Annotated in this window: 13 protein-coding genes and 1 pseudogene; 6 read left to right on the plus strand and 8 right to left on the minus strand. The window is 71.3% G+C overall.

All coding sequences use genetic code 11. From position 1 onward, the window contains the following. Positions 1–268, plus strand: a pseudogene (locus tag BIV01_RS14945) (hypothetical protein); the annotation flags it as partial. Between the two features lie 97 nt (positions 269–365). Here the strand turns inward: BIV01_RS14945 and BIV01_RS14950 are convergent. The 4 genes from BIV01_RS14950 to BIV01_RS14965 all read right to left on the minus strand — a co-directional run bounded on the left by BIV01_RS14950 (position 366) and on the right by BIV01_RS14965 (position 4,200). After that, positions 366–968, minus strand: a complete 603-nt coding sequence (locus BIV01_RS14950) for a J-domain-containing protein (protein WP_071303369.1) — start codon at positions 966–968, stop codon at positions 366–368. Positions 969–981: 13 nt separating this feature from the next. Further along, the gene (locus tag BIV01_RS14955; RefSeq protein WP_071303370.1) at positions 982–2,811 is read right to left on the minus strand and encodes a glycoside hydrolase family 15 protein; all 1,830 of its coding nucleotides are present in this window, start codon (positions 2,809–2,811) and stop codon (positions 982–984) included. Positions 2,812–2,905: 94 nt separating this feature from the next. After that, positions 2,906–3,673, minus strand: coding sequence for an alpha/beta hydrolase (locus BIV01_RS14960; RefSeq protein ID WP_071303371.1), 768 nt, complete (start codon positions 3,671–3,673; stop codon positions 2,906–2,908). Continuing rightward, positions 3,673–4,200 (minus strand): phenolic acid decarboxylase, encoded by a 528-nt coding sequence (locus tag BIV01_RS14965; RefSeq protein ID WP_071303372.1) that lies wholly within the window; start codon positions 4,198–4,200, stop codon positions 3,673–3,675. Before BIV01_RS14965 ends, BIV01_RS14960 begins: the two co-directional genes overlap by 1 nt. A 63-nt stretch (positions 4,201–4,263) precedes the next feature. On the opposite strand from BIV01_RS14965, the gene BIV01_RS14970 reads away from it, so the two are divergent. From BIV01_RS14970 to BIV01_RS14990, 5 genes are all read left to right on the plus strand, one after another. Continuing rightward, positions 4,264–4,737 (plus strand): MarR family winged helix-turn-helix transcriptional regulator, encoded by a 474-nt coding sequence (locus BIV01_RS14970; protein WP_083414066.1) that lies wholly within the window; start codon positions 4,264–4,266, stop codon positions 4,735–4,737. Positions 4,738–5,127: 390 nt separating this feature from the next. Continuing rightward, complete coding sequence (locus BIV01_RS14975) at positions 5,128–6,294, plus strand: RtcB family protein (RefSeq protein ID WP_071303373.1); 1,167 nt, start codon at positions 5,128–5,130, stop codon at positions 6,292–6,294. A 123-nt stretch (positions 6,295–6,417) separates the two neighbouring features. Further along, the gene (locus tag BIV01_RS14980) at positions 6,418–7,251 is read left to right on the plus strand and encodes a DUF1206 domain-containing protein (RefSeq protein ID WP_175473747.1); all 834 of its coding nucleotides are present in this window, start codon (positions 6,418–6,420) and stop codon (positions 7,249–7,251) included. A gap of 48 nt (positions 7,252–7,299) precedes the next feature. Next, the gene (locus tag BIV01_RS14985) at positions 7,300–8,175 is read left to right on the plus strand and encodes an SMP-30/gluconolactonase/LRE family protein (protein WP_071303374.1); all 876 of its coding nucleotides are present in this window, start codon (positions 7,300–7,302) and stop codon (positions 8,173–8,175) included. A gap of 89 nt (positions 8,176–8,264) precedes the next feature. Then, entirely contained in the window at positions 8,265–9,344 is a 1,080-nt protein-coding gene (locus BIV01_RS14990) for an alpha/beta fold hydrolase (RefSeq protein WP_071303375.1), read from the plus strand. Between the two features lie 92 nt (positions 9,345–9,436). Here BIV01_RS14990 and BIV01_RS14995 read toward each other — a convergent pair whose 3' ends face one another. The 4 genes from BIV01_RS14995 to BIV01_RS15010 form a co-directional block, all read right to left on the minus strand. Beyond that, on the minus strand, positions 9,437–10,630 hold the full coding sequence (locus BIV01_RS14995; protein ID WP_071295554.1) for an NAD(P)/FAD-dependent oxidoreductase: 1,194 nt from the start codon (positions 10,628–10,630) through the stop codon (positions 9,437–9,439). 8 nt (positions 10,631–10,638) lie between these two features. Further along, entirely contained in the window at positions 10,639–11,439 is an 801-nt protein-coding gene (locus BIV01_RS15000; protein ID WP_071303376.1) for an SDR family NAD(P)-dependent oxidoreductase, read from the minus strand. Between the two features lie 10 nt (positions 11,440–11,449). Then, complete coding sequence (locus tag BIV01_RS15005; RefSeq protein ID WP_070417172.1) at positions 11,450–11,956, minus strand: Dps family protein; 507 nt, start codon at positions 11,954–11,956, stop codon at positions 11,450–11,452. 92 nt (positions 11,957–12,048) lie between these two features. After that, a complete protein-coding gene (locus BIV01_RS15010) occupies positions 12,049–12,561 on the minus strand; it encodes a MarR family winged helix-turn-helix transcriptional regulator (protein WP_070417171.1) in 513 nt (170 codons plus the stop codon). Positions 12,562–12,689 lie beyond the last annotated feature (128 nt).

Below are 12,689 nucleotides of genomic sequence, written 5' to 3' on the forward strand. Positions count from 1 at the left end.
GAACTTCGTCGTGAACCCGGGCTCGTCCAAGCTCTACGGTGACGTGCTGGTCAACGGCAAGGTCGCGGTGAACAACGCGTACCTGTTCTCGCTGCACGGTGGCACGCTCAAGCCGCTGCAGCTCGAGGGTGACAACGCGATCCTGACCGGCACCACGGTGCACGTCTCGGGTGACGCGGCGAAGCTGCTCAACAGCACCTTCAAGACCGACGCCGTGAAGTCCGGCCTCCTCGTCGGCACCGCCACCATCACCGCCAAGATCAAGTAACGCTTCCACGCCAGGGACGACCGCAGCACCGCGCCACGAGCGCGGTGCTGCGGTCGTTCCCGTGTCCGGGGGGGCGGTCCAGGAGGCGCGGATCACCTCACCGACGTCGGCGCCACCACCGCCGTGGTCGGTCCGCCTCGGCAGCGGCCCGGTCCGCGGCCGCCTGCGCCTCGGTCGCCAGTCGCTCCTGCCGACGCGCTCGCCAGCCGGCGACCTCGGTCTCGACGTCTCGGAGCGGCGTCACCACCGGCGGCCCACCGAGGAGCTGCCGGCGGGCCTCCCTCACGCGGGCGTTGAAGTCGTCGAGCACGGCACGGACGTCGGGCTCGGCGGAGAGGGCGTCGAGGTGCTCGTCGAGCTCGGCGTCCTCCTTCCGCAGCGCCAGGGCGGGCGGGGCGATCCCGGTGATCTCCTCGCGCTCGATCTTAGCCTTGATCCACCAGTCGGGGTCGTGGCGTCCGTCGTTCCCCGGGAGCCGCTTGCCGTGGTACGGGTTGCCCTCGAAGACACCCCGACGCTCGGCCTCCTCGATCTGGGCCCGAGCGTGCGCCGCGACGTCGGCGGCCTGCAGGAGCCGACGCTCCTCGCGCACCTCGTCGGGGTCGAGGGAGCCGCGTTCGATCTCGCTGTCCACGAGCTGCTGGTACCGGTAGCGGGCGGCCCGTCGCAACCGGTCCATGCGTGCATCGACGTCGTTCATGACCCCTCCATGATCACTCCCCGGAGCGCTCCTCGCCAGCGACCTCCTCGATCGTGAGCGCTGCCTGGATGAGCGCCAGGTGCGACAGTCCCTGCGGGATGTTGCCCATGAACGTGCCGTCCTCGCTGATCATCTCGCTGAACATGCCGACGTCGTTCGCCTGCTCCACCATCTCGTCCATGAGGTCGCGGGCGTCGTCGACCCGCCCGACACAGGCCATCGCGGCCGCGAGCCAGAACGAGCACGCCACGAACGGCGACTCCTCGGACTCCATGCCCGAGTACCGGTACACGAGCGGGCCGTGCTGCAGCTGCTCCTCGATCGCCCGGATGGTCGACTCCATGCGGGGACCCCGGTCGAAGGCGCTCATCGCGTGCAGCAGGATCGACGTGTCGAGCTTGTCGGAGCCCGGGTACATCACGTAGTACCCGCGTTCCTCGTCCCACCCGTGCTCGGCGACCCACTGCTCGATGAGCTCGCGGTTCTCGATCCACTTGTCGCGCGGCCCGTCGATCATCCCGGCCTCGTGCAGCTCGGCCGCGGCGTCGAGCGCCTGCCAGCAGCCGATCTTGCTCGAGACGTAGTGCTGCGTGTCCTGGAGCTCCCACATGCCCGAGTCCGGCTCCTCCCACCGGTGGCAGGCGTCGTCGGCGAGCTCCTGCAGGACGGCCGCGGTCTTCCGGTCGAGGACGTTGCCGGCGCGGACGTACTGGCGCAGGATCTCGAAGACGTCGCCCCACACCCCGAGCTGCAGCTGGTCGCCGGCGCGGTTCCCGATGGTCACGGGGCCGATGCCGTTCCAACCGGGGACGTCGCGCTCCTCGACGCCGTCGCTCTTCGAGCCGTCGAGCTCGTAGAAGATCGGCATGTCCTCGTCGTGCTCGGCGATCGTGCGCATCACCCAGGACACCGCGGCGTGGGTCTCCTCGCGCAGCCCGAAGCGGGTCAGCGCGTGCACCGTGTACGACAGGTCGCGTACCCAGGCGAACCGGTAGTCCCAGTTCTTGCCGCCGGTGCGGTCCTCGGGCAGGCTCGTCGTCGGAGCCGCTGCGATCGCGCCGGTCGGCGAGAAGATGAGCAGCTTGAGGGCGAGGGCGCTCCGCTGCACCGGCTCGGCCCACGGCCCGTCGTACGAGAACTCCTCCGACCAGGTCGCCCAGTTGTCGATCGTCCGGTCCATCGCCTGGAGCGCGCTCTCCGGCCGGGGCATGAAGATCGGCTCGTCGTGGGTCCCGACGATGGTCAGGATGTGCTTCGAGCCCTCGGCCGTGGTGAAGCGGCCGGAGAACCGGGGCCCGTCGTCGTGCACGGGTTCGAAACCCTGCTCGACGATGGCGATCGTGATGCCGGCGATGCCGATCACGGCGCCGTTCGCGGTGTCGAGGCGTCTCGGCTCGGCCGTGTTGAGCAGGGTCCCCGGCACCACCGCCCACTCCAGCTCGACCGTGCCGTCGACACCCTGCACGCACCGGGCGACCTCGGCCCAGGGCAGGCGTCCCGCGACGCCGGTCACCATCGCGTCGGTCACGGTCACGGAGCCCGACGCCGTGGTCCAGGTGGTGACGAGCACGTTCGTGCCCGGCAGGTACTCGCGCGAGACCTCGGCGTCGGCGTCGGCCGGCCGGAGGGCGATGTGTCCGCCGTGCTCGGCGTCGAGGATGCTCGCGAAGACCGGCGGCGAGTCCGTCGAGGGGATGGGCAGCCAGTCGATCCGGCCGTCCCGTGCGACGAGCGCCACCGTCCGACCGTCGCCGATCGCGCCGTAGGACCGGAGCGGTGCGTAGCCGTCGGTGCGCTCCTCGTCGTCGATCACGTCAGGGGTGTCTCGGGTCCGCTCGGTCATGCTCCCAGCCTGCCCGCGCCCTGGGCCCGACCATCAGGCGGGCGTACCCCGCTGTGGAGGACGCACGCCGTTCCTCCAGGCTGTGGAGGAGCCGTCAGCGGGCGCCGCCGCCCGTCGAGGCGACCAGGTGGTCGAGCAACGTCCGTCGCCACGGGACGGACGACCAGCCGTGGTCGGCGCCCTCCACCGCGGTGAACGTCGCCCCGGGGAGCACCTCGCCGTAGCGCTGCCCGTACCGGACGGGGACGATCTGGTCCGCGGTGCCGTGCAGGACCTCGGCGGGACCGGTGTAGCGGTCGATCGTCGCGTACACGTCGAGGCCGGCCGTCACCTCGTCGATGAACGCCGTGCCGAGGGCCATGCCGCCGAAGTCGAACCAGCCCTGTTCCCGTGCCCGGGCGAGCGGCTGGCCCTGGATCCGGTCGTGCCGTGCGATGTCGTCCACGACGACACCGGCCGGTGACCACAGGGTCAGCGTCGAGACGAGTTCCGGCACGCGTGCGGCCGCCATGGCGGACTCCACCGCCCCGAGGCTGTGCGCCACGACGTGCACGGGCCCGGCCGCGTCCGCCGCGAGCGTGCGGATCATCGCGACGACCTGGTCGACCTCGTCGCCGATGGTGATGTCGGCGAAGTCGCCGTCGCTCGTCCCGTGCCCGAGCCGGCTGTACGACCGGACCGCGGAGCCGTGCTCGGCCAGGGTGCGCGCGGTCTGCACGAACAGCTGCTGTCCGCCGGTGTCCGTGCTGCCGAAGCCGTGGACGAGCAGGGCCGCGGAGCCGTTCCGCGCGACGGTGCCGAGCTGCCAGCCGCGGAGGGTGCGACCGCCGTGCCCGAGCGTCACCGGGGCGAACGTGCGCATCAGTTGGACCGGTCGGCGAAGCCTGCGGGCAGGTCGCCGGGCGCGGTGTCGACGACGGTCTCGTCGTCCTCGCCGACGTGCTCGAACAGGGTGATGTGCGCGAACTCGGGCACGACGTAGATCGGGTAGGTGGGCCCCTGGTCGCGGTACTCGCGCATGCGGTCGAGGTGGTCGTTCTGGAACAGCACCGTCTTGCTGCCGTCCTCCTCGACCCAGTGCGGGAAGAAGATCGTGCCGTGCAGCACCCGCTCGGCGGGGACGACCGTGACGACGACGCTGGTGCCGGTCGGTTCGTTCCAGGACACCTTGTAGACGCCCGCGGTGAGTGCGACGAGGTCGACCTGCTGGTCCTTCACCCATCGTCCGCCGACCATGCCGGAGTGGATGCGGTAGTCGATCGTCGTCGCGTTCTTGACGTACATCTCGTACTGCCACCCGTTGGCGTACGTGTAGATGAAACGGTGCCCGACGATGCCGGAGAGGTCCTGTTCGGGGACAGGGTGTTCGACGCTGGTGGTGATGTCCATCCATCGAGTTTGCTCTCGAACTGCGTTTGTTGCAAGCGCTTTTCCGGTGACTACCCTGGGAACGTGGACGAGCGACCGGACGACCCCGACCTGGCCCGGGTGGCGCGACGGTTGAGCGCGGAGATCGGTCCGTTCCGCCGGACCCTGCTCGCCACGGCCCGCCGCTCGGTCGCGCTGCCCGACATCCCCGACGCGCAGATCGAGGTGCTCCGACGACTCGGCGAGGACGGCTGGTCGAGTCCCACCGCACTCGGCCGTTCGCTCGGGCTCGCGCGCTCGACGGTGAGCAACCTCGTCCAGGCGATGGAGCGGGACGGCCTGGTCGAGCGTCGTCTCGCGCGTGGTGACGGGCGGAGTACCGAGGTCGGGCTGACCGGCCTCGCCCAACGCCGCCTCGCGGACTACGACGCATCCGCCGAGCGGGTCCTCGTCGACGCGATGGACGCGCTCTCCGAGGACGACCGGCGAGCGCTCGTGGCGGCCGTGCCGGCACTCGAGCGCCTGCGAGCACGACTCGACGAGCGCGGGGGCGCCTGACCCCTCGGCCATCAGGCCCAGTGCATCCCGGGCGTGTCGCGCTTGTGCACGCCGGGCGTGTCGCACTACTGTCGTCCTCCTGCCCATCGGCAGGACCGCCCGTCCCGGGCACCACCGGAAGGACCGCGCGTGCGCACCGTGCAGCACCACGAACAGCGAGTCGAGCTCCAGCTCGACACGCTCGCCGTGCTGCCCGAACAGCGCAACCAGCAGCAGTCCGACCGCTATCCCGCGTAGGCACGCGACGTCACCCGACGCCCCGTGCCCACCCGGCCCGGGGCGTCCTCTCCACGACGCTGCCCTCCGAACGCCACGCCTCGTGGTGCCGGACGGCAGCAGGACCCCGCTCCGGACCGTCACCGAAGACCGTCACGAAAGCGAGACGAAGCAATGGAGAAGATCACCGACCGGCTGCTGAGCTGGGCCTCGATGCTCGAGGACAACACCGAGCAGCAGGCCCGCACGACCGCTCGCATGCCGTTCGTGTTCCCGCACCTGGCCCTCATGCCGGACGCCCACCTGGGCCTCGGCGCCACCGTCGGGTCGGTCATCCCGACCCTCGGCGCGGTCATGCCGGCAGCCGTCGGCGTGGACATCGGCTGCGGCATGATCGCGGTCCGGACCCAGTTCACCGAGGCCGACCTGCCCGACGACCTGCAGGAGCTGCGCGAGCAGATCGAGCGGGCGATCCCGCTGTCGGCCGGTGCGTCGAACCGGAAGATCGTCGCCACGGCCGAGCCTCGGATCGCGGAGCTCGAGACGTTGGCCGAGGGAGCCGGGTTCGACCCCGCAGGAGCACACGGCGGCTGGCGCAACCAGCTCGGCACGCTCGGGTCCGGCAACCACTTCATCGAGGTGTCCCTCGACGAGGCGGACCGCGTCTGGCTGTTCCTGCACTCCGGGTCGCGGGGCGTCGGCAACAAGATCGCCCAGCGGCACATCGCGGTCGCCAAGAAGGCCATGCAGCGCTGGTGGATCGAGCTGCCCGACCCCGACCTGGCGTACCTGGTCGAGGGGACCCCGGAGTTCGACCGGTACATCGCCGAGCTGCGGTGGGCGCAGCACTTCGCGCTCCTCAACCGCGAGGAGATGATGGACCGCGTCGTGCGGCAGCTGTCCGAGGTCGTCGGCACCCCGGTCGACGAGCAGGAGCGGATCAACTGCCACCACAACTTCACGCAGCGCGAGACGCACTGGGGGAAGTCGGTGTGGGTCTCCCGGAAGGGTGCGATCCAGGCGAGGGCGGGGCAGCCCGGGCTCATCCCCGGGTCGATGGGTACCGCGTCGTACGTCGTCGAGGGCCTCGGCAACAAGCCGTCGCTCGAGTCGTCGCCGCACGGTGCCGGTCGGCTGTTCTCGCGGAGCGCCGCCCGGCGGACGTTCACGCACGACCAGCTGCGCGAGGCGATGGTCGGCATCGAGTACCGCGACACGGACGCGTTCCTCGACGAGATCCCGGCGGCGTACAAGCCGATCGACCAGGTCATGGCCGACGCCTCGGAGCTCGTGTCGATCCGGCACACGCTGCGGCAGGTCGTCAACGTGAAGGGCGACTGACGTCGCCGCCGCGCACGGACGGGAGGCGCGGTGCGGGCCCGCACCGCGCCTCCCGACTGCCAGACGGCGGGGTGTCACCGCCCCTGCCGGACAGGGCCCGTTCCGTCGGGCACGCTCGATGGCGTGAGTGAACAGGCGGAACAGGCGGCCCGGAAGACCGGTCGTGGAGCGAAGCGCGTGGCCGACAGCCGGTGGTTCGAGCTGACGGCGCGCGCCGGGTTCGTGGGCAGCGGCATCGTGCACCTGCTGATCGGCTACCTGGCGATCCTGCTCGGTGTCGGCAACGCGTCCTCGGGCAGCGAGACCGACCAGTCGGGTGCGCTGCAGCAGCTCGCCGCGGTCCCCGGCGGGGTCGTCCTCCTGTGGATCGTGGCCGTCGGCTGCGCGGCGCTGACGCTCCGACTCGTGGTCGAGGCCGTGGTCGGCGGGCGGACGGACAGCGCCCGTGCCTGGGGCAACCGGTTGAAGAACGTCGGCAAGGCCGTGGTCTACGGGCTCATCGCGTACTCGGCAGCGTCCTACGCGGTCGGAGCCGGCACGAGTTCGAGCGGGTCGTCGCGGAGCGCTGCGGCGAAGGCCCTCGCGACCCCCGGCGGCGTGTTCCTCCTGCTGCTCGTCGCCGCGGTCGCCGTCGCGATCGGCGTCGGCCTCGTGGTGATCGGCTGCCGGCGCTCGTTCTGGAAGCAGCTGGTGCGCCCGCGGCGGCCCCTCGACCGTGTCGTCACCGTGCTCGGCGTCGTGGGGTACGTGCTGAAGGGGATCGCCGTGGTGGTCGTCGGCGTGCTCATCGCGGTCGCGGGCTTCCGGAGCGACCCCGACCAGGCGACCGGGCTCGACGGGGCGTTCGACGCGCTGCGCTCGATGCCGGGCGGGGTGTTCGTGCTCGTCGCGATCGGCATCGGGTTCCTCGCGTTCGGCGTCTTCAGCTTCTTCCGCGCCCGATACGCCCGCCTCTGACACGGACACGGTGGACGCGCGCGGAGGCGGCACCGGTAGACCGGTGTCATGAGCAGCAGCGCGACGACCGGACCCGTGACCGTCTTCTCCGACGCCGGAGCCGTCCTCGCGGAGAGCATCGTGTGGGACCCCGGGACGGACGAGCTGCGGTGGGTCGACATCACCCTCGGCACCCTCACCACCGCGGACGCCCACGGCACGACCACGTCCACCGTGCAGCTGCCGCCCCCGCTGGCGAGCTTCCAGCCCCGCGCGGGCGGTGGGTTCGTCGCGGCCCTCGGCGACTCCGTCGTCGTGACGGACGCACAGGGCGTCGTCGAGCGCGAGATCGCCCGGGTCGAGCACGCCACGGCCGGCCTCCGGTTCAACGAGGGCAAGTGCGACCCGTTCGGCCGGTTCCTCGTGGGCAGCATGAACCTCACCACGGGGGAGCCGGACGGTGCCCTGTACTCGATCGAGCCGGACGGCACCACGAGACTCCTCCGCGGCGGCTTCGGCGTGACGAACGGCATCGAGTGGTCGGAGGACGGCACGGTCATGTACGTCACGGACACGAGCGCGTCGACGATCTACCGCGGGTCGTACGGCCCCGACGGGGAGCTCGGCGAGCTGGAGCCGTTCGTCGTCGGGTCCGCCCACGACGGACTCGTCCGCGACGACGAGGGCTGCTCGTGGAGCGCGGTCTACGGCGGCGGTCGGGTCGAGCGGTACGGTCCGGACGGCTCGCACCTCGAGACCGTCGAGCTCCCGGTGCCGAACGTGACGTCGGTGGCGTTCGGCGGCCCGGACATGTCGACGCTGTTCGTCGCCTCGGCGCGGGAGAACCTCACCGAGGAGCAGCTCGTCGCGCACCCGCACTCCGGTGCCGTCCTCGCGGTGCCGACGCGGGTGCACGGGTTCCCCGCGAACACCTTCAGCGGCTGACGGGGCGCCGACGGCGGGATCGGGGGCGCCGCGGGTATCCTGGGCGATCGCCCGAACCGAGGAGCGACGCCCGACCCGAGGAGACCGAAGTGGACGACGAGCGCACGGACGCGACACCGGACCCCGCGAAGCGACTGGGCGAGGCCGAGAACGCCGACGTCACGGTCGAGGTCGACCGGGTCGCGGTCGACGGTACGTACGTGCGCGTCAGCTCCGTCGGCGAACCCGGCGACCGCGCCTTCCTGCTCGTCGCGGGGCTCGGCATCGCCGCCACCTACTACGAGCGGCTCGCCCCGCACCTCAACGAGAACGGCCCCGTGCACGCCCTCGACCTGCCCGGGTTCGCCGGTGTCCCGCGATTCCGCGGGAAGGTCTCGATCGAGCGGTACGCCGACGCGGTCGAGAAGGTCATCGACGACCTCCGGCTCGTCGACCCGGTCCTCGTCGGCCACTCGATGGGCACCCAGGTCGTGACCGAGGTGGCAGCGCGTCGTCCGGACATCTCCGACCTGGTGCTCATCAGCCCGGTGGTCGACTCGCACGCGCGCACGGTCCGGCAGTCGGCGTTCCGGTTCCTCCGGTCCACGCTGCACGAGCCGGCGGCCGTCCGCTGGCACGGCATCACGGCGTACGCCCTGTGCGGCTGGCACTGGTTCTCGAAGGTGCTGCCGCGGATGATCGCCTTCCCGATCGAGGAGCGCGCCGCCCACGTGCAGGCACGGACGCTCATCGTGCGCGGCGAGCACGACGCGATGGTCCCGCGGGACTGGGTGCGTCGGCTCGCCCGGGTGTTCCCGTACGCGGTGCTGCGTGAGGTCGTCGACGGCGCGCACTCGGTGATGCACGCACAGGCGGACGCGGTTGCGCGGCTCGCGGTGGACCACGTCGCCGGCCGGCTCCCCGACCGCGGCGTGTCCTCGCTGCAGCGCGTCCGCGACGACTCGACGGCGTCGGACCTGTCGCGGCTCGGCCCGCGCGAAGCCTGGATGCTCGTCAAGTCGCGCTTCGTCGAACTGCTCGGCATGGCGAAGAACGACGACGAGACGCTCGAGGCGGCGAAGTCCGCGCACGCGGTCGCCATGGCGGACGGCGACGACCTGCCGGTCGACCCGGCGGATCGCCGCGAGATCGTCGACGAGGTGGCTCCGGAGACCCGCGAGGCGGGCTGATCCCGCGGACCGGCCCGCGGACGGACGCGACCCACAGGAGGCGCGGTGCCGGTCTCGTCAGCCGGCACCGCGCCTCCAGGGTGGACGCGACGCTACGGCGTGATGCGCCCGATCAGCATGTCCGGCGTGAGCGCGTGGGCCTCGGCGAGGACCTTGCGGGCCTCGTCGGTCTTGTCCCAGACGTTCCAGAGCAGGACGCCGCGCACGAGGTCGTCGTCGTCGAGGTAGTACACGACGCCGGTGACCGTCGGGTCCTGCCAGTCCTCGACGGTGCGCAGCTTCGTGGTGACCTGCCCGACCGCCTCGTACCCCATGTCGAAGACGTCGGAGTAGAACATCGGCGTGTGGTCGTAGGTCTCGTCGGCGTCGGCGAGGTTGCGCCCCGCCTGCCGGCCCTGCTGCTGCGCGTTGTCGACGTGCTCGACCCGGCGCGTGCCGAGGATCCGGTCGGGGTACTCGGCGACGTCGCCGGCGGCGAACACCGAGTCGTCGTCGGTGAGGAGCGTCGAGGAGACGACGATGCCGTCCCGGACGGTGAGCCCGGCGTCGGCGGCGAGCCGGGTCGCCGGTTCGATGCCGAGTCCGACCACGACCGCGTCGGCGGTCACCTCGGACCCGTCGTCGAGGGTCAGCGTGACGCCACCCGCGTGCTCGGACCCGTGGTCCACCCGGCGCCCAAGGCGGAGCTCCACGCCGTGGTCGACGAAGCGCTGCTGGAACGCCCGGGCGAGGTCCTCCGGGAACATCCGGCCGCCGACGACCTCGTCCGGGTCGACGAGCGTCACCCGGGCGCCGTTCTGCACGACGCCGGCCGCGATCTCGGTGCCGATGTACCCGCCACCGACGACGGCCACGTGGGCCCCGGCGTCGGCGAGCTCGCGGAGGCGTCGGTAGTCGGTGGCGCTCCGGTAGTCGAGCACCCGGTCGGACGGCGACAGCCCGGGGAGCCCGCGGGGCTTGCCGCCGGTCGCGAGGAGCAGTCGCTCGTAGCCGTGGGTGTGCCCGTCCGAGGTCGTGACGGTCTTCGCCGCGCGGTCGATCGCCGTCACCGCGGTGCCGAGCACGAACGTCGCGCCGGTCTCCTCGGTGTGCAGGTCGACCTTCTCGTCCCAGCTGAAGTCCGGGTCGGTCCACAGCTTCTTCGAGAGCGCCGGCCGGGCGTACGGCCGGTCGACGTCCTCGCTGATGATGCCGATCGAGCCGTCGGCATCGAGTTCGCGGACACCGCGGGCAGCGGCGTCGGCGACCATCCCGCCGCCGACGACGAGGTAGCGGAAGTCGGTCATGGCGTCTCCTAGATCGTTGCGACCGAGCCGGAGTCGACCCGGTAGTTCGAGCCGTTCACGAAGCTGGCGAGGTCGGAGCAGAGGAACGCGATGACGTTCGCGACCTCCTCCGGCTCGCCGCGACGCTGCAGCTCCATGTACGGGCGCTCGTCGTCGAGGAACGACGCGATCGCCTCGTCGAAGGTCTGGCCGGTCTCCTCGGCGCGCTTCTTCATCATCGCGTCGGTCATCGGCGTGTGGATGAACGCCGGCGACACGGTGTTCACGAGCAGGCCCTCCTTCGCGTAGGTGCGGGAGAGGCCCTTCGCGAAGGACAGCACCCCGGCCTTGGCCGCGCAGTAGGGGAGCTCGTCGTCGTACGGCTGCGACGCGTCCTCGGACACGAGGTAGACGAGGCGACCCCAGCCGCCCTGGCGCAGGTCGCCGATGAACTCGCGCGTGATCCGAACCGGCCCCATCAGGTCGACGTCGACGGTGTCGAGCCATCCCTGTTCGTCGATCTCGTGGAACAGGCCCTGGGCGCCCGTGACGCCGGAGGACTGCACGAGGATGTCGATCTCGCCGACGGCGTCGCGCACCCTGGTGTGCAGGTCGGCCAGGCTCGCGGCGCTCGTGACGTCCGCGGCGAAGGCGTGCAGCCTGCCGTACGGCGCCTCGAGCTGGTCGGCGCTGTTGTCGAGCTGCGACTGGTCGAGGTCCGACACGACCACGGTCGCACCCTCCGCGAGGAGGATGCGAGCCGTGTTCCAGCCGATGCCGGAGTCCGCGCCGAAGACCAGGGCGGTCTTGCCCTGGATCCCGAGGTCCACCTGGTGGCCGCTACGCGTGCGCCGAGGCGTCCGCGACTGCGGGCGTGGTGGCCGAGGCGAGCGGGGTGCTCGGTGCGCGGTTCTCTGCCGAGACCATCCACGCGAGCTGCTCGAGGCGCTCGATGAAGCCGTGCAGCAGGTCGGCCGTCGTCGGGTCTTCCTCGTCGACCTCGTCGTGGACGTCACGCATGGTGCCGGTCGCCTGGTAGAGGCGGAGCGTCACCTGGTCGATGGCGTCGTGCGTGGTGATCTCGCCCTCGGGGAACTGGTCGAGGTGGCTCGACGCCGCGACGGTGCTCGAGCGGCCGTCCGGGACCGCGTACAGGGCGCGCATGCGCTCGGCGGTGTCGTCGGCGAACTCACGTGCGGCGTCGACGATCTCGTCGAGCTGGAGGTGGAGGTCCCGGAAGTTGGTCCCGAGGATGTTCCAGTGGGCCTGCTTGCCCTGCAGGTGCAGGTCGATGAGGTCCACGAGGACCGCCTGGAGGTTCTTGGCGAGCTTGTCCGATGCGTGCATGATCGGTTCCTTCCGCGTTGGTGACCGGTACCAGACCGGTCTACGCGGTGCGGCAGGACGTCCGCTCAGAGGACGCGTCCCCCGTGGTCCGATCAGTGCGTGACGGCGGGGTCGACCTGGTCGACGGCGGAGCGCATCTGCTCGAGGAACACGGCGACGACGCGGGCGTCCTCGGGGGAGAGCCCCTCGGCGATGCCCATCATCCGACGGTGCATGATGCCGAGGGTCGCACGGACCTCTTCGTCGGTCTCGGTGGTCGGGGTGATCACGAGCGCGCGGCGGTCGGTGGGGTGCGGGTCGCGGCGGACGTGGTTCGACTTCACGAGGCGGTCGATGAGGATCGTGGTCGAGGCCGACGAGATCTTGAGGTACGCCGCCAGGTCCTTCGGCTTCACGGTGCGTCCGGCGCGCTGCGCCTGCAACAGGAAGCGCACCGCGAGCAGGTCGGTCTCGCCCATGCCCATCGAGTCGCGGGTGCGTCGACGCATCGCGGTCTCGGCCGCGCGGTACCGGCGGAGGGCGTTCAGGACGGTGACGCCCCGCTGGGTCGCGTCGTCATCGGGGAACCAGTACCCGGACGCTTCCGTGATCTCCTGCGTGGACATGGCGTTCAGGGTAGCCCGTCTCGTTGCTAGAGCGTCTAGGGATCTCACGGGATGCGGTCTCCCGCACCCGTGGACGGACGGGAGGCGCGGTGCGGGCCCGCACCGCGCCTCCCGTCCGTCGTCACGTG

Source organism: Curtobacterium sp. MCBA15_013, assembly GCF_001865095.1.
Lineage (GTDB): Bacteria > Actinomycetota > Actinomycetes > Actinomycetales > Microbacteriaceae > Curtobacterium.

Coding starts and splice junctions, on each gene's coding strand:
- BIV01_RS14985 (WP_071303374.1), top strand. CDS start 7,300: ATGAGCAGCAGCGCGACGACCGGACCCGTGACCGTCTTCTCCGACGCC.
- BIV01_RS15005 (WP_070417172.1), bottom strand. CDS start 11,956: ATGCACGCATCGGACAAGCTCGCCAAGAACCTCCAGGCGGTCCTCGTG.
- BIV01_RS14975 (WP_071303373.1), top strand. CDS start 5,128: ATGGAGAAGATCACCGACCGGCTGCTGAGCTGGGCCTCGATGCTCGAG.
- BIV01_RS14955 (WP_071303370.1), bottom strand. CDS start 2,811: ATGACCGAGCGGACCCGAGACACCCCTGACGTGATCGACGACGAGGAG.
- BIV01_RS14950 (WP_071303369.1), bottom strand. CDS start 968: ATGAACGACGTCGATGCACGCATGGACCGGTTGCGACGGGCCGCCCGC.
- BIV01_RS14960 (WP_071303371.1), bottom strand. CDS start 3,673: ATGCGCACGTTCGCCCCGGTGACGCTCGGGCACGGCGGTCGCACCCTC.
- BIV01_RS15010 (WP_070417171.1), bottom strand. CDS start 12,561: ATGTCCACGCAGGAGATCACGGAAGCGTCCGGGTACTGGTTCCCCGAT.
- BIV01_RS14965 (WP_071303372.1), bottom strand. CDS start 4,200: ATGGACATCACCACCAGCGTCGAACACCCTGTCCCCGAACAGGACCTC.
- BIV01_RS14995 (WP_071295554.1), bottom strand. CDS start 10,630: ATGACCGACTTCCGCTACCTCGTCGTCGGCGGCGGGATGGTCGCCGAC.